Annotated in this window: 19 protein-coding genes and 2 CRISPR repeat arrays; of the genes, 15 read left to right on the forward strand and 4 right to left on the reverse strand. The window is 72.1% G+C overall.

What is annotated here, in order from left to right; translation table 11 throughout:
- The first annotated feature begins 334 nt into the window (after positions 1-334).
- Positions 335-1414 carry a hypothetical protein gene (locus SNR22_RS07405; protein ID WP_320065731.1) on the forward strand — a complete coding sequence of 360 codons (1080 nt, stop codon included), beginning with the start codon at positions 335-337 and terminating at the stop codon, positions 1412-1414.
- Between the two features lie 28 nt (positions 1415-1442).
- On the opposite strand, the gene SNR22_RS07410 is transcribed toward SNR22_RS07405, so the two are convergent.
- The gene (locus SNR22_RS07410) at positions 1443-3317 is read right to left on the reverse strand and encodes a condensation domain-containing protein (protein ID WP_320065732.1); all 1875 of its coding nucleotides are present in this window, start codon (positions 3315-3317) and stop codon (positions 1443-1445) included.
- A gap of 232 nt (positions 3318-3549) precedes the next feature.
- On the opposite strand from SNR22_RS07410, the gene SNR22_RS07415 reads away from it, so the two are divergent.
- The 10 genes from SNR22_RS07415 (at position 3550) to SNR22_RS07460 (ending at position 11810) form a co-directional block, all read left to right on the forward strand.
- Positions 3550-3678 carry a hypothetical protein gene (locus SNR22_RS07415; protein WP_320065733.1) on the forward strand — a complete coding sequence of 43 codons (129 nt, stop codon included), beginning with the start codon at positions 3550-3552 and terminating at the stop codon, positions 3676-3678.
- A 94-nt stretch (positions 3679-3772) separates the two neighbouring features.
- The gene (locus SNR22_RS07420) at positions 3773-4039 is read left to right on the forward strand and encodes an acyl carrier protein (RefSeq protein WP_320065734.1); all 267 of its coding nucleotides are present in this window, start codon (positions 3773-3775) and stop codon (positions 4037-4039) included.
- Positions 4040-4070: 31 nt separating this feature from the next.
- On the forward strand, positions 4071-4679 hold the full coding sequence (locus tag SNR22_RS07425) for an acyl-CoA dehydrogenase family protein (protein ID WP_320065735.1): 609 nt from the start codon (positions 4071-4073) through the stop codon (positions 4677-4679).
- Positions 4676-5806, forward strand: coding sequence for an acyl-CoA dehydrogenase (locus SNR22_RS07430; protein ID WP_320065736.1), 1131 nt, complete (start codon positions 4676-4678; stop codon positions 5804-5806). The genes SNR22_RS07425 and SNR22_RS07430 overlap by 4 nt, the downstream gene beginning before the upstream one ends.
- The gene (locus SNR22_RS07435) at positions 5803-6321 is read left to right on the forward strand and encodes a hypothetical protein (RefSeq protein WP_320065737.1); all 519 of its coding nucleotides are present in this window, start codon (positions 5803-5805) and stop codon (positions 6319-6321) included. The genes SNR22_RS07430 and SNR22_RS07435 overlap by 4 nt, the downstream gene beginning before the upstream one ends.
- Entirely contained in the window at positions 6318-6779 is a 462-nt protein-coding gene (locus tag SNR22_RS07440; RefSeq protein WP_320065738.1) for a hypothetical protein, read from the forward strand. The genes SNR22_RS07435 and SNR22_RS07440 overlap by 4 nt, the downstream gene beginning before the upstream one ends.
- Complete coding sequence (locus SNR22_RS07445) at positions 6772-7221, forward strand: hypothetical protein (protein WP_320065739.1); 450 nt, start codon at positions 6772-6774, stop codon at positions 7219-7221. The genes SNR22_RS07440 and SNR22_RS07445 overlap by 8 nt, the downstream gene beginning before the upstream one ends.
- Positions 7209-7793 carry a hypothetical protein gene (locus SNR22_RS07450; protein WP_320065740.1) on the forward strand — a complete coding sequence of 195 codons (585 nt, stop codon included), beginning with the start codon at positions 7209-7211 and terminating at the stop codon, positions 7791-7793. The genes SNR22_RS07445 and SNR22_RS07450 overlap by 13 nt, the downstream gene beginning before the upstream one ends.
- Complete coding sequence (locus SNR22_RS07455) at positions 7790-11026, forward strand: S41 family peptidase (RefSeq protein WP_320065741.1); 3237 nt, start codon at positions 7790-7792, stop codon at positions 11024-11026. Before SNR22_RS07450 ends, SNR22_RS07455 begins: the two co-directional genes overlap by 4 nt.
- A gap of 4 nt (positions 11027-11030) precedes the next feature.
- A complete protein-coding gene (locus SNR22_RS07460; protein ID WP_320065742.1) occupies positions 11031-11810 on the forward strand; it encodes a 4'-phosphopantetheinyl transferase family protein in 780 nt (259 codons plus the stop codon).
- Between the two features lie 286 nt (positions 11811-12096).
- Positions 12097-12918: direct repeats of the CRISPR family, unit length 28 nt; unit sequence CTGCTCCCCGCGCACGCGGGGGTGATCC.
- A gap of 268 nt (positions 12919-13186) precedes the next feature.
- Here the strand turns inward: SNR22_RS07460 and SNR22_RS07465 are convergent.
- Positions 13187-13753, reverse strand: coding sequence for an HD domain-containing protein (locus SNR22_RS07465; protein WP_320065743.1), 567 nt, complete (start codon positions 13751-13753; stop codon positions 13187-13189).
- Entirely contained in the window at positions 13750-14880 is a 1131-nt protein-coding gene (locus SNR22_RS07470; protein ID WP_320065744.1) for a helix-turn-helix transcriptional regulator, read from the reverse strand. Before SNR22_RS07470 ends, SNR22_RS07465 begins: the two co-directional genes overlap by 4 nt.
- Positions 14881-15078: 198 nt before the next feature.
- Between SNR22_RS07470 and SNR22_RS07475 the strand changes: the two genes are divergently transcribed.
- The 3 genes from SNR22_RS07475 to SNR22_RS07485 are packed head-to-tail and all read left to right on the forward strand — an operon-like array spanning position 15079 to position 16647.
- The gene (locus SNR22_RS07475) at positions 15079-15243 is read left to right on the forward strand and encodes a hypothetical protein (protein WP_320065745.1); all 165 of its coding nucleotides are present in this window, start codon (positions 15079-15081) and stop codon (positions 15241-15243) included.
- A gap of 49 nt (positions 15244-15292) precedes the next feature.
- A complete protein-coding gene (locus tag SNR22_RS07480; RefSeq protein WP_320065746.1) occupies positions 15293-16432 on the forward strand; it encodes a helix-turn-helix domain-containing protein in 1140 nt (379 codons plus the stop codon).
- Between the two features lie 2 nt (positions 16433-16434).
- Positions 16435-16647 (forward strand): hypothetical protein, encoded by a 213-nt coding sequence (locus tag SNR22_RS07485; protein WP_320065747.1) that lies wholly within the window; start codon positions 16435-16437, stop codon positions 16645-16647.
- Between the two features lie 135 nt (positions 16648-16782).
- Positions 16783-18145: a CRISPR direct-repeat array (repeat unit 28 nt; unit sequence CTGCTCCCCGCGCACGCGGGGGTGATCC).
- A 135-nt stretch (positions 18146-18280) separates the two neighbouring features.
- Here the strand turns inward: SNR22_RS07485 and SNR22_RS07490 are convergent.
- Entirely contained in the window at positions 18281-19135 is an 855-nt protein-coding gene (locus tag SNR22_RS07490) for a hypothetical protein (protein ID WP_320065748.1), read from the reverse strand.
- 192 nt (positions 19136-19327) lie between these two features.
- Between SNR22_RS07490 and SNR22_RS07495 the strand changes: the two genes are divergently transcribed.
- Entirely contained in the window at positions 19328-22393 is a 3066-nt protein-coding gene (locus SNR22_RS07495) for an AfsR/SARP family transcriptional regulator (protein ID WP_320065749.1), read from the forward strand.
- Positions 22394-22420: the final 27 nt, after the last annotated feature.

Consider the following 22420-nt stretch of genomic DNA (forward strand, 5'->3'; position numbering starts at 1 on the left):
GCGTTCGTCACCGTGGTCCCTCTCGATCGCTAAGCGTCGTCACGACGCGTCGGCCGGCCGCCTGCCTGGGCCGGATGACGGGTCCGGCCCGCCGACGGAGGAACCTCATCACGGTGTTCTCTCAACCTGCCATCGTCCGGCTCTTGGTCCGGTTGCCGTCGCGGGTCGTCCGATCGCCCCGGTGGTGCCGGTGATAGCGGGATGAGAGCGACGGTGGGGCGCGACCGGGTGGGCGGTACGCCGGTGAGGTTGGCGTGATTGCCGCTGCTGTCACCGTGGAGCCCCGGCGGTGAACCGCCGGGAGAACTCGGGAAACATGACCGGGAGGCAGCGGATGTCGACAGAGGCTCTGTCGCGGATCAGTTGGACGCCCAGCTTCGGTGGACGCCTTGTCGAGGACGACAGCATCGACGCCCAGCACGGTGTGGACGCGCAGTGTATCGAAGTATACCACTATATAGTGCGACACGGCGCAATCGCGCCGTCCGGATTCGACCGGGTAGCGATGGAACTGGGCCGGACCGGACACGAGGTGGTCTCGGCGATCATGCAACTCGTCGAGCTGCGCCTGTTGCGTACCGACGGCGCGGTCGGGGAGCGGCTGGTCCCGGTCGACCCGCAATATGCCGCCACCCTGCTGGTGTCACCGATCGAACGCTCGATCTACCAGCAGCGGGAGCTGGCCGACCAGCTGCGCGAGCGGATCGACTCGATCGCCGGCGCGCGGGACTCCGCAGTGGTCTCCGGCGGCTCGATCGACCGGCTCGAAGGCGTGGCGGAGCTGCGCGGCCTCCTCAAGCAGGCCGCTGACGTGTGTCGCGACGAACTCCTCGTGCTGCGGCCGAGTCACGACGACAACGAGGTCCTCGACCGGCTCTTCGAGGCCTGCTACGGCGTACTCGACCGGGGCGTCTCCGTCCGGGTCGTCTCGCCGCACCGCAGCCGGGCCGGTTTCGCCTCCCGGGCCAAGTCCCGGCGGTTGATCGACGGCGGTGCGGCGATCCGGACCATCAGCCAGGTCCCGCAGGCATCGGTGGTCTTCGACCGCTCGCTCGCGGTGGTGTTCGGGGCATCCGCCGACGGCCTGCTGCCCACCGGGCATCGGGTCCGCGACGAGAACGTGGTGCGGTACCTGATCGAGATGTTCGACCAGCTCTGGGAGGGCGCGGCACCGCTGGCCGCGGACGAGGCCGGCTACGCCGACGAGGTCGCCGACGACCTGCAACGCTCGATCGCGCTGCTGATGGCCCAGGGCCTCACCGACGAGGCTGTGGCCCGCCGGCTCGGGATGTCGGTGCGCACCTGCCGCCGACACATCGCCGCGCTGTTGCGCAGTCTCGGCTCGGTCAGCCGCTTCCAGGCCGGCGTGCAGGTGGCCAACCGCTTCGCCACCGAGACCGCACTCGGTACCTGAGGCTGGCCGGGCCGGCGCGGGAACCGACTCAACCCACCTGAGTCAGCTGGCCTGCCAGCGTCCGTAGCGGCCGGGCGCTGGCCAGCTCGTCCGGGGAGATCCCGAACCAGCCCTGCTCGCGCAGCGCGTCCAGGGTGCGCGGCACCCGCAGTGCCCGGCCACCGGCGACCGTGTAGCTGTCCGAGCCGTCCACCGTGGCGAGCCCGTTTACCAGGGCGACCACCCCGGTGAGCAGCTCCTCGCCGGGTGCCGGCTGCCGACCAGCGGGGTCGAGCCCGGCGGGCGTCCCGGGTCCGACCGGGCAGTCGTCGTCGGCGGACCCGGTCGAGGCGTCGACGATCTCGAACCGGTCGGGGCAACGCACCGCCGGCCGGTCGTACATCGCGCCGAGGAGATGGGTACGCAGCTCGGACGGCGTGAGTGGAGCTCGGGTCCGCACCCGGGCGGCCAACTCGCCCGCGCGTACCCGCAGCTGCGCCTCGACCACGGCGGGATGCGACCGCAGCACCGCCTCGGTCGCCTCGACGGACACCGCGTCCGACCCGATCCGGACCAGCTCCCGGCGCGTCGGCGGGGCGAAGCCCACCTCCCGGGCCACCTCGCTGACCCGCAGGTCCACCGAAGGGTCGCGGTGCGCCTCGACCAACCGGACGTGACCGCGCAGGAACCGCTCCACCGCGTCGGCGGGCAGCACCGCCGACTGGGCGTGCAGGGCCACCGTCACCCCGTCGCGCCACTCGTAGATGCCCAGGTAGCTGTCCGATCCGGCCTGCGCCCAGGCGGCCGGTGGGGTGTTCCAGGCGAACCGGTCCCGGCGGGCCCCGCAGGAGCGTGGGGCGTAACTCAGGAAGTTCACCTCCGAGGCGATCCGCACCGGCTGGCCCCGACGGAAGCTCTCGGCGGTAACCAGCTCGGCGATCTCGTCGTACGGCACGTAGGCGTGCTGCTGGGCCTGCTCCACCCGGGCCGCCGTGCGGCGCAGCAACTCGCTGAACGGCGGATCGTCGGCCAGCTCCACCGAGACCAGCGTCGGGGAGAACATGCACGTCATCACGGACATGTGCTGGCTGGCCTCCCGGTGGCTGGTGAGCCAGCGCAACGGGACCGACGCCTCGCCGGTGTAGCCGGCGGTCAGTGCCGCATAGCAGGCCAGGTGCACGGTCGACGGCCAGCAGCCGTGCCGGGCAGCGATCTCCCGGCTCGCCGCCAACAACGCCGGTGAGGTGATCGACGCGCTGTACGCGGTACCCGGCCCGGGCTCGGTGACCCGACGGGAGGCGAAGACGTCCGCCGGTAACCGCTCGATCTCGCGGCGCCAGTGCTCCAGCTCGGCGGCGTTCGCCGCGGCGTCGCGGTTCGCCTCGTGGCGGGCGAGGTCCACCGGCTGGTGCACCACCGGCGGCAACACCGCCCGGCGACGGGTGGTGATCGCGGCGAGCATCGCCTCGAACTCACGCCGGAAGGTGTTCAGGCTCCAGTCGTCGAAGGCGATGTGGTTCAGCACCACCACCAGGCGTCGGGGCCGGCCACCGGTGGTGACCACACAGGCCCGGATCGGCCAGTCCCGGGTCAGGTCGAAGTCGGCGACGGTCAGCTCCGCGACCACCGCGGCCGGCGCCGGGGTACCGTCCTGCTCGGTCGACACCAGCCGTACGGGCAGCGGCGCGGGCGATTGAACCCGCTGCTGCGGCCAGCCGGCCGGGTCGGTGACGATGACGGTACGCAGCGCCTCGTGCCGGCGGACCAGGTGGTTCATCGCGGCGCGCAGGTCGGCGACCGAGATGCCCTCCGGCAGCGGGCAGTTGGCGACGATGTGCGCGTCGTGCCGAGCCCCGGCGGGTACGTGCTGGTACCGGAGCCAGTGGTAGCGCTGACCCCAGCAGAGATTTGCGCTCTTCTCCACAGAAACGACTCCTCTTCCCGCGTTCGTCCGCCCATATGGTCGACCGTCGGAAACGTTTCGGCTAGTCAGTGCCGGTGACAATAATTGACGGCAAAGAGCTGCCATCGGCCGCAGTCAGGCAGTTTCCCTGGCGCTATTGACACCGGGTGTCCCGGTCGGCAAATCTCTGCGTACCGAGCCAACTGGTTCGGGGAACTGGTGCAACAAAACACCCCCAGAAGGAGTGATTACCATGGCGAAGAACGCTGTCAAGGCCGCTTCGAAGGCCGCCTCCAAGGCCGCCTCCAAGGCCGCTGTCAAGGCCGCTGTCAAGGCCGCTGTCAAGGCTGCCTCGAAGGCCGCGACGAAGAACTCCCTCTAAATCTAAAGAGGGCTCGGTGGCATGGTCGGCGAGCTGCCGCAAGGCGGCTTCGCCGGCCATGCACCATCAATTCGCACAAGGAAGGGCTGGGTCAATGGAACGCTCGGAGATTATCGAGCACCTGCGGATCTCGCTGTCGGTGGTGCTCAATCGGGAGCTGCCCGAGTTCTCCGCCGAGACGCAGATCCTTGAGGACCTGGAAATCGACTCGATTCGTTTCATTGAACTGATCATGAGCCTTGAGGACACCCTCCAGCTCGACGTCGATCCCGAATCGCTGGAGCCGGAGGTGTTCCAGTCGGCCGGCTCCCTCGCCGACTACATCCAGACCCGCCTGCAACAGGTGGACGTCGCCCGGTAGCCGTTCGCGGCCAGGCACAGGAGAGGACCGCATGCGGGACATGATCGACGAGTGCGAGCAGACGGCGTACTCTGCCGGGCTGGCCGCCGGGCTGGCCGTGGCACTCGCCGAGGCTCCCGGCATCACCCCGCCGGGCCGGGTCGCCGCCGTCCCCACCGCCGCCCTGCCCCCCGGTTGGGCGATCACGCCCGCCTCGACGGTCGGGCACCGGATGGCCGGTCAGGAGGGCATCAGCTTCGCCACCACCGGCGGCCCCATCGGCCCCGTCGACGGGCAGCTCACCCAGTTCTGCGCGCACCTCGGCGCGGTCCGGCTGGGCGTCACCCGACGGCTGCTGGAGTGGGCCGTGGAGTACCTCTCCGGCCGGACGGTCGGCGGCGAGCCGACCATCAGCAAGCAGTTGGTGCTCGGCGTACTGGCCGACGTGCAGACCGCCGTCGAGGCGGCCCGCCGGTCCCTGCAGGTCTCCGGCACGGTCCCGGCGGCGGTCGTCGACGTGCACGACCGGGTGACCACCCTGGACTGGGAGGCCGCCAAGCTGCTGGGTGCCAGCGGGTACGTCGCCGGCACCCCCACCCGCAGCGCGTACGTGGCCCAACTGACGGCGAACTGCTGGCTTCCCCGGGAAGGTGTCTCATGATCGAGCTGGATCCGCCACTGCGTGCCCTGCGGGACCGGTGTCGGGACGCGGCGGCGGACCTGCGCTCGCGAGCCCTGTCGGTCGACGCCGACCCGGCGGACATGGCCGATCACCTGGACTCGCCGACGCTGGCGATGGTCCGGGCGGCCAGCACCCCCAAACGCTTCCAGGACCCGTCCGGGTGGCAGGGCGAGTACACCGACAGTTGCCTGTCCCGTGCGGTGGCCAGCCTCGAACTGGCCGGCGGCGACGCCGGACTGCTGACCGCGAACACCGGTCCGGCGCTTGCCGGCATCGCCGTCGACGCGCTCGGTAGCGAGACCCAGCAGGAGTTCTTCTACGGGTCCATCGCCGACGGCCGGACCTGGACCTTCTTCGCGATGACCGAGGACGCCCGGGGCAGCGACGCGACCGCGATGGAGACCCGGCTCGACCCCGACCCCGACGGCGGCTACCGCCTCTTCGGCGCCAAGCGGTACGTCGGCAACGGCTCCCGGGGCGCGACCGGTGTGGTGTTCGCCCGGACCGGCCGGTCACCGCTGTCCATCAGGGCGGCCATCGTGCGCTGCCCGACGCCCGGCTTCGCCGGCCACGCGCTGGAGATGACCGGGCTGCGCGGCGCGCTGATCAGTGAGCTCTCCTTCGACGGGGTGCACGTACCGCGCGAGATGCTGCTCGGCGCTCACCTGCCGGCGTCCCGACGCGGGATCTGGGGCGCGAGCCGGACCTTCAACGTGATGCGGATCCAGATCGCCGCGATGGCGCTCGGGGTGGCCTTCGCCGCCCGCGACTACGTCTGCGATCAGCGGCCGGGCTGGTCCGGGCACGAGCTGACCACCGCCCGCCTGGCGGCGGCGCGGGCCCTGCTCTACGACGCCGCGAACGAGGTCGACCTCTCGCCGGACGACCGTCGGACGCCGTCGATCGCCAAGCTGCACCTCACCGACCTGGCCGTACAGGTCACCGGCTGGGCGGCGAACGCGCTCGGCCCGGGCTCCCTGCTGCTGCACCCGCTGCTCGAGAAGTGGTGCCGCGACGTGCGCGCCTTCGAGTTCATGGACGGCACCAGCAACATCCTGCGCCTGCACATCACGCACGGCATCGCCACCCGGAGGCCGACGTCATGACGCTGACCGCGACACCCCTCGACGGGGTACGCACGCCGTGTTGGTCCGCCCGGGCCTACGCCGAGGCGGACCGCGACCAGGTGCTGGCGATGTTCACCGAGCCGGACTTCTACTTCCGCACCGCGCAGCCGGACACCCGCCCCGAGTGGGAGATCCTGGACCTGCTCGGCACCGATACCGAGGTGCTGCTCGCCGACGGCGAACCGGTGGGCCTCTTCGTCATCGAGGCGCAGGGCGCCGAGCACGGCGGCCACTGCCACGTGCACCTGCGACTGCGCTCCGATGCCCCGCTGAGCTGGTGGTGCCAGGCGTACGACGAGGCGGTGCGGGCGCTGCGCTGGCGGCGCGAGGTGGTTCGGATCTCGCTGCTGATCGGCGAGTACGACCAGGCCGGGCTCCGGATGGCCCGGGCGGTCGGGCTCACCGAGGAGGGCACCCTCGCCGAGGTGGTCGTGCACGAGGGCCGCCGGTACGGGTACGTCTTCTTCTCGCAGATCTGGGTGCCGACATCATGACATTGCGTGGGTATCGCAGTGCCGACCTGCCACTGCTGAGCGGGCCGTGGCTGGCCGGCGAACTGCTCGGCCTGCCGCTGGAGCAGCCACCGGCGATGGTGGCGCCGGCGGCCGTCGAGGCGCCGAAGGACAACACCGTGGAGCTGTGCGTGCTGCCGGGAGCGGCCTTCGTCTGCTTCACGGAGCTGGACTGGGTGCACCGCCGGGCCCGGCTGGAGATCGGCGTGCAGCCGGGAGCCGAGGATGTGGTGACGGCGCTGCTCAAGACCGCCGTTTCGCACGGCTTCCGGGTGCTCAACCTGCACCGGCTCTACGGCTGGGTGACCCCGGCGGCGGCCGTGCCGGTGGCCCTGTTGCAGGACGCCGGGTTCTCCTGCGAGGCCACGATCCCGGCCGGTCGGTGGATCGCCGGCCGACCCGTCGACCGGCAGATCTGGGGAGCGGTACGCCATGACTGAGATCCAACTACTCGACACCGCCGCCGCAGCCTCGGCGCTGACGGCGGTACCCGGTTCGGCCCGGGGTTTCCTCGGCGTCGACCCGGTCACCCAGAACCATGCCCTGCTGGTACGCGAGCTGACCCGGCTGGGCGCGCAGGTCTTCCGGACCGGTGACACGTTGCTGGGCTACCTGCCCAACGAGGTGCAGCCGCGCCAGGCGTACGTGGCGAGCACCTCGCCCGATCCGGAGCCGCTGCGCGGTTTCCTCGATTTTCTCGGTACCTACCAGCGGTGCACCTCGTTCGTCGCCCTGGTGCCGGCGGACAGCCCGCCGGTGGTGGCGTTGCGTGACTGTGGCTTCACCCAGGTCGGTACCCTGCGCGAGCACCGTTACCAGTCCGGTGCCTACCAGGATGTGTCGGTGTACTTCGTCCGTGGGGAGGACACGTGCCGTTCGTGACGGTCAGGCATCTCACCGAGGCCGAGATTCCGATCCGGACCGCGCTGATGCGCGAGTCGCGGTTCCAGGCGAACCTCACCGACTACGCGGTCGTCACCGGTGACGACACGCTGACAGAGCGCCAGCGGCTGGGTATCACCGAGGAGTACCACATCAAGCGGCACTTCACCCTCTGCGGCCCGCGCGAGGAGGTGGTGGGGTTCGCCTGGATCACCAGCATCGACTGGCGCAGCCAGTGCTGTGAGCTGTCGTTCGGGATCCTGCCCCGGTTCCGGGGTGCCTTCGGGGCGACGGCGGTCGCCGCCGCGCACACCTTCGTGCGTACCGAGCTGAACATGCGGGTCGTGGTGAACCAGGTGCTCGAACACAACACGATGCTGGTCTCCTCGGAGAACCTGGCCGCCCAGCGCCGGGTGCGCTGCGACTACGACTCGTACACGGTGGGGCAGTGGCGTACCGCGTGCTACTGGTCGGAGAACGAGCAGGACGCGCAGGCGCAGCGGTCCCAGGTCGAGGACCGCAGGGCCGCGGTCGCCGAGCGGATCCGCGCAATGAGCCTGCGCGCCCAGTGAACGCCGACGTCGCGCCCGGCGGCTACCTGCGGTTCCCCAGCATCGCCGGGGACACCGTGGTGTTCACCGCCGAGGACGACCTGTGGCGGGTGCCGCTCGCGGGCGGGCCGGCGAGCCGGCTGACTGCCGGCGGCACCGAGTACGCCCACCCCCGGTTGTCCCCGGACGGCAAGCTGGTCGCGTTCGTCGGCGCGGACGACGGGCCGAGCGAGGTCTACCTGCTGTCGGTGGCCGGTGGGCCGGCCCGCCGGCTCACCTTCCAGGCCGCCCGGTGCGTGGTGGTCGGGTGGCACCCCGACCGCGCCGAGATCATCTACGCCAGCACCGCCGAGCAGCCCACCGGCTTCGGTTACCGGCTTTTCGCGGTCGGGGTCGACGGCGGACCGACCCGGCTGCTCGACCACGGGGCGGCGACCAGTCTCTCGTACGGCCCCGGCGGAGCGCTGGTGATCGGGCGCAACCTCGCCGACCCGGCCCGCCGCAAGCGGTACACCGGCGGCGCGGCCGGCGAGTTCTGGGTCGACCGCGACGGCAGTGGTGCCTTCACCCGCCTGGCGCTGCCCGGCAACGTGGCCAACCCATGCTGGGTCGGTGACCGGATCTTCCTGATCAGCGACCACGAGGGCACCGGCAACGTCTACTCGTGCCGGCCGGACGGCACCGCGCTGACCCGGCACACCGAGCACGAGGACTTCTACGCCCGCGGGCTCAGCACCGACGGGCGGCGGCTCGTCTACCACGCCGGTGCCCAGCTGTACACATTGGACGTTGCCGGTGGTGCACCCCGTCGGCTCGCCGTCTCGCTGGCGGGTTCGCGTCGCCAGCAGGCCCGCCGGATCGTCCCCGCCGCAGACTTCCTCGACAGTGCCCGACTCAGCCCGGACGGCACCAGCCTGGCCATCGTCGCGCGGGGCAAGGCGTACACCATGGCGCACTGGTCCGGTCCGGTGCGCCGGCACGGCACCGCCGATGGGACGCGACACCGGCAGCTCAGCTGGCTGGCCGACGGCCGCCGGCTGGTCGCGGTCGCCGCCGACGACCGACCGGACGAGCGACTGGTGCTCTTCCCGGCCGAGGGTGGGGCCGCCTCGGCGGAGATCCCGCTCACCGACATCGGCTGCGTCACCGAACTGGCCGCCTCGGCGGTGTCCGGGCAGGTGGCCTTCGCCACCAACCGCCAGCAGCTGTGGCTGCTGGACACCGACGGGGTGCTGCCGACACCGCGGTTGCTGGACAGCAGCGCGTACGAGCGGATCGAGGACCTGACCTGGTCGCCGGACGGCCGCTGGCTCGCCTACACGTTCCCGGACACGCCGCGCACCTCGGCGATCAAGCTGGCCGAGGTGGCGCTGCGACGCTCGTTCCAGGTCACCCGGCCGGTGCTGCGCGACAGCCGTCCGGCGTTCGACCCGGCCGGGCGTTACCTCTACTTTCTCGGCCAGCGCGACCTCACCCCGGAGCACGACCAGGTGGTGTTCGACGTCGGGTTCCCGTTCGGCAACCGGCCGTACCTGGTGACCCTGCGGGCCACCGAGCCCTCGCCCTTCGTGCCCCGGCCCGCCGACGGAGCCCGGCGGGGCACCGAGGCCGACGCCGGCCCCACGTTCGTCGAGATCGACCTCACCGACATCGACCGCCGGATCGTCCCGTTCCCGGTGCCGGAGGGGCGGTACGCCAGCATCGTCGGACTGCCCGACAAGGTGTTCCTGCACACCGTGCCGGTCACCGCGCCGGACCCGGTCAAGCCGGACTCGTCCCCGGTCGGCATGGTGACCGTGGTCGACCTGGAGACCGTGGAGGTCACCGAGGAGCAGCTGATCGGGGTCGACGACATCAGCGCCAGCCCGGACGGTGGCACGCTGCTCTGCCAGGTGCGGGACCGACTGCGGGTGCTCGTCGCCGAGGACGCGGAGGACGCCGACGACGACCCGTACGCCCGGTGCGCCCCGCCGACCCGGAAGAACGGCTGGATCGACCTGACCCGGCTGCGGGTGTCGATCCGGCCCGCCGCGGAGTGGCGGCAGATGTACCGCGAGACCTGGCGGTTGCAGCGGGAGAGCTTCTGGCACGCCGAGATGTCCGGGCTGGACTGGGACGGGCTGTACCAGCGCTACCTGCCCCTGGTGGACCTGGTCGGATGCCGCTCGGAGCTCTCCGACCTGCTCTGGGAACTGCAGGGCGAACTGGCCACCTCGCACGCCTACGAACAGGGTGGCGACTACCGCCGGCCGGTCGAGCAGGCACAGGGATTCCTCGGCGTGGACTGGAGCGCCACCACCAGCGGGGTCGGCGATCCGCCGGCACAGTGGCGCATCGAGCGGATCCTGCGCGGTGACCCGTGGAACCCGGAGGCCACCTCGCCGTGCAACCGGCCCGGTACCGACCTGCGACCGGGTGACGCGGTGGTGGCCATCGACGGGCAACCCGTCGGCCCGGCCGGGCCGGGGGAGCTGCTGGTCGGGCAGGCCGACCGGGAGGTCGAGCTGACCGTGCTGCGTGACGGCGCCACCCCGCGCCGGGTGAGCGTGCGGGCGGTCCGGTCGGAGGGCCGGGCCCGCTACCGGGACTGGGTGGAGGGCAACCGCGCCCTGGTCGGATCCACCTCGCGGGGCCGGCTCGGCTACCTGCACGTGCCGGACATGTTCCGGACCGGCTACTCCGACTTCATCCGGGGCTTCCTCTCCGAGCTGGACCGGGACGGGCTGGTGGTGGACGTGCGCTTCAACGGCGGGGGACAGATCTCGCCGCTGCTGCTCGACCGGCTCGCCCGGCGTCGTGGTGGTGCCGAACACGGGCGCTGGAGCGGTGCCACCCCGTACCCGGCCGAGTCGCCGCGCGGCCCGATGGCGGTGCTGATCAACGAGCACACCGGGTCGGACGGGGAGATCTTCAGCCACATGTTCCGAGCGCTCGGTCTGGGACCGCTGATCGGGAACCGGACCTGGGGCGGCACCATCGCCACCTGGCCGCGCCACGAACTGGTCGACGGCACGGTCACCACCCAACCGGAGTTCTGCTACGTCTTCGACGGGGTCGGTGCCGGCCTGGAGAACCACGGCGTCGAGCCGGACGTCGCCGTGCCGGATCCGCCGCAGGGCATGCTGGCCGGGCCCGACCCCCAGCTCGCCGCCGCCGTCGCGCATCTGCTGGCCGGCCTCGGGCAGCCGTCCCCGGCCCGGCCGATCGGGCGACCGCTGGCGGCGCTGTCGACCCGATCCAGGCTGGTCGGGTGACCCGGTGACAGTCGGAGAACTCGGAGCGCTGACGGCAACCGCCGTGCTGCCCGTCGCGCCGGACCACCCGCCGCCCGGCGTCATGCCGGGCCTGCCGGAGGTGCCCGCGGCCGGACAGCCGCACACCTGGTTGCTGCCGGTCCGGCCGGGTGGCGGTCGCGTCGACCTGCTCGACCCGGCCGAGCGCCTCCGGGCCGAGGCCCTGCTCGGCTCGCCGGCACGGGACGTCTTCGTGACCTCCCGCACGGCTCAGCGCCGGTTGGGTTCCCGCTATCTCGGCGTACCGCCGGCGCAGGTGCGCATCGACCGCGACTGCCAGTACTGCGCGGGGGCGCACGGCCGGCCGAGGTTCGCCGACCCCCGGGTCGACTACTCCGTCTCGCACACCCAGGACTGGGTGCTGCTGGCGGTGGCCGGAGCCGGCCTGATCGGGGTGGACGTCGAGCGGTCGAGCCCCGACCGGGACACCGACGGTCTCGCCGCGGTCGCGCTGACCGCCAACGAACGGGCGATGTTTGCCCGGGTGCCCCGCGCCGATCGGCCCGGCTGGTTCCTCACCGCCTGGACGCGCAAGGAAGCGGCGATGAAGCTGACCGGATTCGGGCTGCGCGCGCCGCCCGGCGAGCTGGACGTGAGCGGGCCGACGGTCACCGTGGGCTCGGTTCCCGGGTGGCCGCGCATCCCGATTCACCTGCACGATCTGCCCGCCCCGGCCGGTCACGCGGCGGCGCTCGCCAGCACCGTTCCGGTCCGTGAGGTGCGTTCCTTCTCCGTGCCCCGCTGACCGCTGTCGACGCCGCCTGTCCCAATTGCCCGTTCTTGTCGGCACCGACTGCTGTGTCAGGCCCGGGAGAGTCGGGCGGCCACTGATCGAGTAGGCGCGGCGCATTCCCCAGGAGGGTAGGTCGACGGTGGACGATGAGGCGGAAGCGAGCATCCGGCGCGGTGGGGGACGAGCGCGACGATAGGCGCTACCTTGTCTTCAGCACGTCGCATGACGGGAGGCGATCTTGCAGGGCGAAGTGAATGAAAACAGCGTTGATGATCTTTAGCGCCCCAGGTCAGGAAGTCTGCTCCCCGCGCACGCGGGGGTGATCCCGCCCGCACCTGCCCGGGGCCGATGTCACCCAGCTGCTCCCCGCGCACGCGGGGGTGATCCCGACGCCAACATGCAGGTCGATGCGATCGTGTCCTGCTCCCCGCGCACGCGGGGGTGATCCGATCTTCGGACGTGAGCCGGCGCTGTGGCTGGCCTGCTCCCCGCGCACGCGGGGGTGATCCGATCGTCATGGTGGCCACCCGCGCGGCGACGCTCTGCTCCCCGCGCACGCGGGGGTGATCCGGCCGCCCACCTGACCGACCGGCAGATCAGGGACTGCTCCCCGCGCACGCGGGGGTGATCCGGTGTCGTCCATGCGGATCCACCCGCAGTCCCGCTGCTCCCCGCGCACGCGGGGGTGATCCCCAGGTATCCGCCCGCCACCGGTTGCCGGTCACCTGCTCCCCGCGCACGCGGGGGTGATCCCGCGCTCGGCACCGACCGGCTTTACGTCCACACCTGCTCCCCGCGCACGCGGGGGTGATCCCGCCACGAGATCCCCTCACCTGCCATAGACGTCCTGCTCCCCGCGCACGCGGGGGTGATCCCTGGTGCGGCGTGAGGTAGACGGCCCGGTGCTCCTGCTCCCCGCGCACGCGGGGGTGATCCCGAAGGCGGACCGGCGGATCTACCGCACGACCGCTGCTCCCCGCGCACGCGGGGGTGATCCCGCACCGGTCCGCAAGCTCGTCACCAGCTCGGAACTGCTCCCCGCGCACGCGGGGGTGATCCGGCGGTCATTCGGCGGGCTCTACCCGCCCGCCCCTGCTCCCCGCGCACGCGGGGGCGATCCCATCGGGATGACGGTGAGAATCAGCTTTCTCTACTCCTCGATGTGGATGTCCTGGGTGTGCAGGGTGTCGGGGGCGTTGAGGGCGTGACCCATGGCGGGCGGCGGAGGCAGTCCAGACAGGGACAAGCCCCGCCTGCGCCCTAGCGGCGGCCGGGGGGCCTCAGGGTGAGGGTGAGGTCGCGGCGGATCCATGCCCACGGCCCGGTCATGGAACGTTGCACGGGGTGTCTCCTCCAACTGCTACGGGTCGGGGCCCCGTGGATGTTCCTCAGGGTGGCGTGAGCCAGGCGAGGGGCTGTCCGGTCAGTGCGGCGTCGGCGAGGCGGTGTGCGGAGGTAGTGGTGAGTGCTGCGCGGGAGCTATCGATCCAGCGCTGGACGTTGTCGATGCCCTGGTGCCGGTACTCGACGGCTTGGACGAGGCATTCGAGTTTGTCGGCGTCGCGGGCGACGATGGCTTCGAGGGTTTCGCCGGCTTCGTACTCCGCAACGGCGGTGGTGATGGTATCGGCGACGGCGGGTGGGCAGTCGGCGACTTGGTCTGCGGTGATGGTGGCGTTGGGGGCGACGGTGAGGTAGCGCTTGGCGATGTGGGGGATGTCGGTGATTCGGGTTTCTTGGGTGTCATGCAGGACGCAGAGCATCGTGACCCGGGCGGGGTCGGCTCCTTCCATGGCGGCGAGGATCATCCCGATCAGGGCGGTGCGGTGTGAGTGCTCGGCGATGGATTCGGGGTGCTTGACCCCGGCGAACCACCAGCCGGTGCGGGCCGCGCGTTTGAGGACACCGGCCTCGAAGATGAACCTCATCGCGGCGGCGTCGTGGTCGTCGCTCATCTGCCCGTCCCTGTGCTGGTGATTCCGTCTGTCCGCAGGCTGTAGACGATAGACGTAAGTTCCTGCCGGGACTGTGTGGAGATTTGGTCGCTGTCGAGAATGGCGGTGGCGCGGTCGGCGAGGTTCTGTCCGGTGGTGGGGTTGTCGTGGACGAGTCCGCGTCGGGCAGTGAGTAGTGCCCAGAGGTTGTGGATGTTGAGGTCTATGAACGGGTGGTCGGCGTCCAGGCGTTCGACCAGGTGATGGAGGAGTCGGCTGCCGCGCCAGTTGGTGATGGCCGTGGGCATGAAGGAGTCGTCGGGTTGGCGGTAGGGGATCTCCCCGACCCAGTAGGCCGAGTAGTTGAGGGCCGCTCGTTGGCAGGCGTCGTCGGGGTGCGCGCGGGCGATGAAGTCCCGTAGCGGTTCGGGGTCTCCCTGGTTGGCCAGGGAGGTGACGACGGAGCGGGCGTCGGGCCACAGCGGTGACCAGGTATGGAAGGTGGTCACCCGAGGTGTCTTACGGGCGTTGCTTTGGGCGAGCCAGGCAGCGGAGGCGCCGGTGGGATCCATGCCGGCGAGAAAGCACGCCTGCCGGTGGAGCAACACGTTCGGGCGGCGCTGGTCTGCGGCGCGTTCGGCGAGGACGTGCAGGTTGGTGAAGAAGGCACCTTGCTCCTCGGCACAGATGGCCGGACCGGCGGCTACGGGACCGCGTCGACGGTGGGGAGTCGGGAGACTCCTGATGAAGGTCGGTGTCTGGCCGAGGATCGCCCAGAGGATCAAGTCGGACAGTCGATGGGTGAGCACCACGCATCCGATGGGCTGCCCGGTGATGTCTACCCGTTCGGTCTTCGGGCCGAGTAGTGCGGCGAGGATGGCATCCGCCTCGGCAGCGTCTGCGACGGCATCGAGTAGTACCGGATTCGCCCCCAGGCTGCCGAGCCTCTGACGGATCCTGACGGCTTGCCCGAACGGGACAGCGAGGAACGGCCGCCGTCCTGACTCCCAGCTCTGGACGGTCGCGCGGTCGACGCCGAGTTCCACGCCGAGCTGTTCCTGGGTCAGGGGGATGGATTCCCGAATCAGCTTCAGCAGGTAGCCGGTCACGTCGCCGCGGGTCGGGAAGGACTGCTCGAACTGTGCCATCGACATCCCTACGTTGACCGGCAGTCGAGCTTTCCCGTCGCGGGACAGCGGCGTGAGGTGACCCCTGGCCAGTTCATTCGTACTGCGGGTGAGTTCAACACGTGCCGATGTGATCGTAGCGTCACGGTTACCGAGTGTCAGGCCCGGTGGCGGTTCTTCCAAGAGCTTGCCGCCGCGCCCCTACCAGCGGAGGTGGCCATGAGCGACGCTGTTCCGGCCGAGGACCGGGGTGAGCAGATTCAGGCGGTGGAGCGGGAGGCCGCGCGGCAGCGGATCCTCGCGCAGGCTGAGGCGGGTCGGGTGCCGGTGGAGGAGACGACGCGGGCGGTGCCGGATCGGCGGTGGCGGCGTGGACAGCCGTGATCTGTTGCCGGTTGGCCGGCGGGTGGCGTACTGGCGGAGGCGGCGGAGGATGTCGCAGCAGGTGTTCGCTGATCGGCTGGGTAAGTCGAAGTCCTGGGTCGACAAAATTGAGCGGGGTGTCCGGTCCCTGGACAAGGTCTCCACCCTGCGAGACATCGCCGCTGTCCTGCGAATCGATACCGCCGTGCTGCTCGGCCGGGACGCGCAACCCGCCGCAGTGGTGGAGCGGGTGCAGGGGGTGGAGCGGATTCGGGCGGCCCTGTCGACGTACGAGATCGCTTTGGGCCGGCCTGCGGCCCACCGGCTTGTGTTGCCGGCCGGCCGGTTGGTCCAGGATGTCGCGCACGCGTGGGTGATGTTTCAGCACGCCCAGTACCCGCAGGTCGCAGCCGTGGTCCCGGGCCTGCTGACCGGCGTGCAGCGGGTCGCGGCCGACGACCTCGGGTGGGGTCGTCCGCTGCTGGTGGAGGCGTATCGGCTGGCCGTGTCGTTGCTGGTGAAACTCGGCGAGGCCGATCTGGGTTGGTTGGCCGCGGATCGGGCGATGGCCGTGGCGACCGGTGATCCGGTGTTGGTGGCCGCCGCGACTGTGCAATTGGGTCAGGTGTTACGGGCTTCGGGGCGGGCGCGTGCGGCGTTGTCGGTGACGTTGGCCGCCGCGTACCGGATCGCCCCGCCCGACCCCGGCGCCGGCACCCCCGGCGGGTTGTCGTTGTGCGGGACGTTGCTTGTGCAGGCAGCGTTGGCGGCGGCCCGCCGGGGCGACGACCACGCCACCGCGCAACTCCTCGACGAGGCCACCGCCATGGCTGCCCGGGTGGGAGACGGCCACGATCATCACCACACCGCGTTCGGACCGACAGCAGTCGACCTGGCCCGGGTTGCCGCAGCCCTCGACCTGGGCGACACGACGGAGGCGGTCGCCTGGCACGAGAAGACCACCAAACGAGACGCCTGGCGGTGGCTACCCGTCGAACACCGCGCCGCACACCTCCTCGACGCCGCCCGCGCCTACCTCCAAGCCGGTGACCCGATCAGCGCGGGCAGGGTGTTGGTCGACGCCGACCGGATGGCACCGGCCGAGGTACGCCACCGGCCGGCCGCCCGGGAGGTGCTCGCCCAGGTGGCCCGCGACCCACACGCCCCGGCGTTGGTCATTCGACTCGCCGCCGCCCTCGGGGTGACCTGAACATGACCGGGCCGTTCCTGTCACTGGCCCAGATCCGCAACCGGCTGATCCTCACCGCCCGCACGATCCTCCGCGACCACCGAACCGGCCCGGACGACCGCTGCCGGGTATGCCGAATCCAGCACTGCCGGGTGGCGACCGCCGCTCGCAACGTCATCGATGCTGCTGAGCTCGCATCGAGGACTGGAGACGATGACGGTGGGCGGTCAGGATGAGAACAGCGTGGTGGGGGACGAGCGCGGCGATAGGCGTTACCTTGTCTGCAGTACGTTGCATGACGGGAGGCGATCTTGCAGAACGAAGTGAATGAAAACAGCGTTGATGATCTTTAGCGCCCCAGGTCAGGAAGTCTGCTCCCCGCGCACGCGGGGGTGATCCCTGCGTCAACGCGCTGGCGGCGGTCTCGGCGGCCTGCTCCCCGCGCACGCGGGGGTGATCCCGCGTCGACCACGTCGTCGGCGTGCTCCTCTGCCTGCTCCCCGCGCACGCGGGGGTGATCCTGCCAAGAGACCGGGTACGGCACCTCGGGGTGCCTGCTCCCCGCGCACGCGGGGGTGATCCGCCCGTCCGGCGTACCGCCGTCCGACGTGGTGGCTGCTCCCCGCGCACGCGGGGGTGATCCTGGGATCGGCGTGGCCGGCTGTGGGAAATGGCGCTGCTCCCCGCGCACGCGGGGGTGATCCGGGGTGCCCCGGCCGCACCATGATCGACCTGTCCTGCTCCCCGCGCACGCGGGGGTGATCCCGCGTCCTTACCGGAACCACCCGGGTCGTCGCCCTGCTCCCCGCGCACGCGGGGGTGATCCCCCGCCGCCGCAGGCCCCGCCGGGGGTCGTCGACTGCTCCCCGCGCACGCGGGGGTGATCCCAGGCGGTGCCGGTGGTGGCAGGCACCCACCTTCTGCTCCCCGCGCACGCGGGGGTGATCCGGCGAGTTCGTGGCGGCGGACGGCGGGTTCGTACTGCTCCCCGCGCACGCGGGGGTGATCCCCGGGCGATCGTCCTGGCCTCGCTGGCCTTCCCCTGCTCCCCGCGCACGCGGGGGTGATCCCCAGATGACGGCCACCGCCTGCAGGACGTGATTCTGCTCCCCGCGCACGCGGGGGTGATCCCGTGACGCGTTCCTCAATCCAGCCAATGGCGGTCTGCTCCCCGCGCACGCGGGGGTGATCCGGAGCGCTACTTCACCGACGACCAGCTCGCCGCCTGCTCCCCGCGCACGCGGGGGTGATCCCCTGCCCGGGCGTGATCGGGGTCCCCCAGAACGCTGCTCCCCGCGCACGCGGGGGTGATCCGCTGACCGAGGAACTGGCAACCGCGAAGGCCGACTGCTCCCCGCGCACGCGGGGGTGATCCCGTGGCTGGGGTGGCCACGGTTTGGCCGGTGAACTGCTCCCCGCGCACGCGGGGGTGATCCGGCGCGGAAGGTCTCGTGCACGGCGGAGTCGACCTGCTCCCCGCGCACGCGGGGGCCAGGACGTCGGGAAACGCATCGACCGGATGCCTGCTGCACGCGCACGCGGGGGTGATCCGGGGCTGCGCGACGGCGACCACACGGCGTACAACTGCTCCCCGCGCACGCGGGGGTGATCCCTCCAGGATCGAGAAGGAGCCCACGGTGCCGGTCTGCTCCCCGCGCACGCGGGGGTGATCCCACGGCCCCCACGCCGACCGGCCCCGTCGGCCCCTGCTCCCCGCGCACGCGGGGGTGATCCATCCGGCGGAAATTTTGCCGGTGCCGTCCGCGCACTGCTCCTTGGGGCGGGACTGGCCATGATCGTGGTGGTGGCCCGCCGGCGGAAGGGCGAAATCCGGGTGCCGCCATCGCCAGCGGCACCCGGACCCACGGGTCAGCTCCCGCAGATGCCGTACCCGTTGAGGCTCCAGGTGCCGGCGAAGCCGTCGGCGTCCTCGGTCGCCCGCACCCGCACGGTGGTGCCCGAGGTGATGTTGATTGCGTTGAGCAGGACCTGCCCGTTGCCGGCGTTGATGTCCGCCCCCGCGCTGTAGAGCGCCTTGCCGGCCGGGCAGGTCTTGAGGTGGGTGCTCTGCGAGTTGCTCGAACTCGCCCCCGTCACCACGATCCGCTCCAGCCCGGCGGGCGCGGTGGCGCAGACCGCGAACGACGTGGCGCTCCAGCCGGTCGGCGCGGTGCCCTGCACCGAGACCGCCCGGACGGTCACCGACGTCAGGTCGAACGACGGCACCACCTGGTCGATCACGACGTCACCCAGGCCGCTGTTGATCCGCCCGCCCATTCCGATGACCTTCTTCGTTCCGCAGCTCGCCGTGACGAACTCCGTACCGACTGCCCCGGTCGTCGCCACGACCTGGTAACCGGCCGGCGCGGTGACGCACTGGGCGAGGCTCTGGAGCCCCCAGTCACCGGTGAAGTTCGTCGGGCCCACCTCCCGCATCGTCGTGAAGAAGCCGGTGCCGTTCGCCAACGGCTCCAGCCGGTCCAGCCCGACCCGGCCGTCGGCCGTCGACCCGGCGGTGAGGAAGCCCCCGCCCCCGGTGACCACCTTGCCGGCCGGGCACGACGCGAGCGCCGACTTGTCCAGGCTGCTCTCGGCCGCCGACTGGGTGACCGTCTCCAGCCCGGCGGGGTCCGCCGAGGCCGGCGCGGCCAAGCCCATCGTGGCCAGCACCGTCGCTGTCGACACGATCGCCGTCAGTGCACCGCGTCCCGTGGTTACTCGCATGTTCGTTCTCCCTGTCCGCCGCACGGCCGGCGCTGGTGCCGGCCAGTCCCCCCGCCGACCAGTGACGCCGGCGAATGGGAAAAGCCTGGGCGGCCCCGCTTGCCGTCCGCTATCCGACGGCTTGCCGCCGGTGGATCTCGTACCTCCCGTCCATAGACTGGGGTGGTCCGATCAGGTCTGGTGAGGAACGTCATGCGGTGGTCCGTCCTCGGTCCCGTGCAGGTGGCCGCCCAGGGCCGGGTCCTCGCCGTCGACCGCCCCCAGCAACGCGCGGTGCTTGCGCTGCTGCTGCTCAACGCCGATCGGCTGGTCCCCGCCGGGCACCTCGTGGCGGCGCTCTGGGCGGACGACCCACCGGCCAGCGCGCGTACCCAGGTGCAGGTCTGTGTCTCTCGGATCCGTGCGGCCCTGCGCGTCGAGGGCGCGGCCGGTCTGCTGGTCACCCAGGGCGGCGGCTACCGGCTCACGGTGCGCGGGACAGAGTTGGATCTCACCGAGTTCACCGCGGCGCTCGAGCGGGCCCGCGCCGAGGAGACTGCCGGCCGGCCGGCGGAGGCGGCGCGGCTGCTCCGTGACGGCCTGGCGTTGTGGCGCGGGCCGGCCCTGGCCGGCGCGGCGGGCGCGTTCGTCCAGGCCGCCGCCGCCGGCCTGGACGAGCAGCGGTTGGTCGCCCACGAACGGCTCGCCGCCGTGGAACTCGGCCTCGGCCGGTTCGCCGCGACCGCACACACCCTGCGCCCGCTGGTCACCGCCCACCCGCTGCGGGAACCCCTGGTGGCCGGGTACCTGCTGGCGCTGGCCGGCTGCGGCCAGCAGGCCGCCGCGCTGCGGCTCTACGCCGAGACCCGGGGCCGCCTCGTTGACGAGTTGGGCGTGGAGCCGGGGGCCGAGTTGGCCGAGGCGCACCTGCGGGTGCTGCGGGGCCAGGTGGTGGCGCAAGCCGTACCGTCGGGCTCCGTACTGTCGGCCGGGCCCGAGCGGCCCGCCGCCGCGCCGACGACGCCTCCCGCCACGCAGCTCCCCGCCGAACCTGCCGCCACGCAGCCTCCCGATGGCCCGCCGCCGGCGCAGCTCCCCGGCCCTCCGGCCTGGTTCACCGGGCGGACGGCGGCGCTGCGCGAGCTGGACCGCCTGCTACCCGCCGACGAGGCCGAAGTGGACGGCACTCCCGGGGACGGCTGCACCGGTGGGGAGGTCGGTGCCGGCCGGGCAGGTAGCTCCCCCGATCGGCGTCCACCACCGGAAAGCAGGGCCGTGGTCATCTCCGCGATCGCCGGCACCGCCGGGGTGGGCAAGACCACCCTGGCGGTGCACTGGGCGCACCGGATCGCGCATCGCTACCCGGACGGGCAGCTCTACGTCAACCTGCGTGGGTTCGACCTCGACGGCCGGGCTGTTCCGCCGGCTGAGGCGCTGCGCGGCTTCCTGGCGGCGCTGCACGTGCCGCCCCAGCGGGTGCCCACCGACCTCTCCGGGCAGTCGGGGCTGTTCCGGAGCCTGCTCGCCGGCCGGCGGGTGCTGGTGCTGCTCGACAACGCCCGCGACGACGAGCAGGTGCGGCCCCTGCTGCCGGGATCATCGGGCAGCCTGGTCGTGGTGACCAGCCGCAACCGGCTCACCGGGCTGGTGGTCAGCGACGGGGCCCGCCCGGTGACCCTGGACCTGCTCGCGCCCGCGGAGTCGCGGGAACTGCTGGGCCGCCGGCTCGGCCGGGGCCGCGCCGGCACCGAGCCGGCGGCGCTCAACGAGATCGTGCGGCGCTGCGCCGGCCTGCCGCTGGCGTTGGCCATCGTGGCCGCCCGGGCCGTCGGAGAGCCTGACGTGCCGCTGGCCGCCCTCGCCACGGAACTGCGCGATACCAACGCGGACCGGCTCGCCGCGCTGGAGACCGGTGATCCCGCGACCGACGCCCGGGTGGTCTTCTCCTGGTCGTACCGGGCCCTGGACGCCGAGTCCGCCCGGCTGTTCCGGTTGCTCGGTCTGCACCCCGGCCCTGACGTCGCACAGCCGGCGGTGGCCAGCCTGGCCGGCCTGCCCCCGGCCCGGGTCGGCCCGTTGTTGGTCGGGCTGGCCCGGGCGAACCTGCTCACCGAACGCGTCCCCGGCCGGTACGCCATGCACGACCTGCTCCGTGCCTATGCCTCCGAGCTGTGTCACGAGGCCGACCCGGAGGCCGAGCGGGCAGCCGCCCGGAGCCGCCTGTTCGACCACTACCTGCACGCCACCCACGCGGCGGACCACCTGCTCGACCCGTACCGGCTGGCCCGGCCGGCGACGTTGCCCGCGCCGGAGCCGGGGGTGACGGTGGGCGACCGGCCGGACCACGCCTGGGCTACCGGCTGGTTGGCCGCCGAGCGGCACGTCCTGCTGGCCGCCGTGGAGCAGGCGGCGGGCACCGGCCTGGACCGGCACGCGTGGATGCTGGCCGCCGCCCTCACCACGTACCTTGACCGGAGCGGGCACTGGCCCGAGCTGGCTGCCGCGCACCGGACCGCCCTGGCGGCGGCGCGGCGACGGGGTGACCTGCCCGGCCAGGCCCTGGCGCACCGGGGCCTGGCCATCGCCTGCACCTGGCTGGGCGACCACGAGGCGGCGCACCGGCACTACCGTCGTGACCTGGAGCTCTACCGGGAGTTGGGCGACGACACCGGCCGGGCGCACACGCACCTCGGGGTGAGCTGGGTGCTGGCCCGGCAGGGCCGACTCCGAGCGGCCCTCGACGAGACGCGGCGGGCCCTCGACCTCTACCGGGCCGCCGGCTACCGGGTCGGGCAGGCCAAGGCGCTCAACAACCTGGGCTGGATGCACGCCCGGGTCGGGGAGGGAGGGCCGGCGCTCAGTTGCTGCCGGGAGGCCCTGCGACTGCACGAGGAAACCGGTGATCGGCACGGTGCGGCCCTGACCTGGGACAGCCTCGGCTACGTCCACCACGGGCTCGGAGACCACCGACGGGCCGCCGACTGCTACCTGCGGGCGCTGGCACTGCACCGGGAACTCGGCGACCGGTACGACGAGGCGGAGGTGCTGGACAACCTGGGCGACACCGAGCGCGCGGCGGGCGACCTCGCCGCCGCCCGGCGGGCCTGGCTGGCGGCGTCGGCCATCTTCGACGAACTTCGCCATCCCGATGCCGACCGTCCCCGGGCCAAGCTGGCCGCCACGGCCGAGCTGTCCCGGCCACGGTCGCGTAGGACCGCCCCACTCGTGGTTGGCCGGGCCGCGCCGGGCCATGTGGCGCCTGTCGAGCGGCGGGTGTGAGGGGCGGTACGACCTCAGGCCGGGCCG

Source organism: Micromonospora sp. RTGN7 (assembly GCF_033804645.1).
Classification (GTDB): Bacteria; Actinomycetota; Actinomycetes; order Mycobacteriales; family Micromonosporaceae; genus Micromonospora.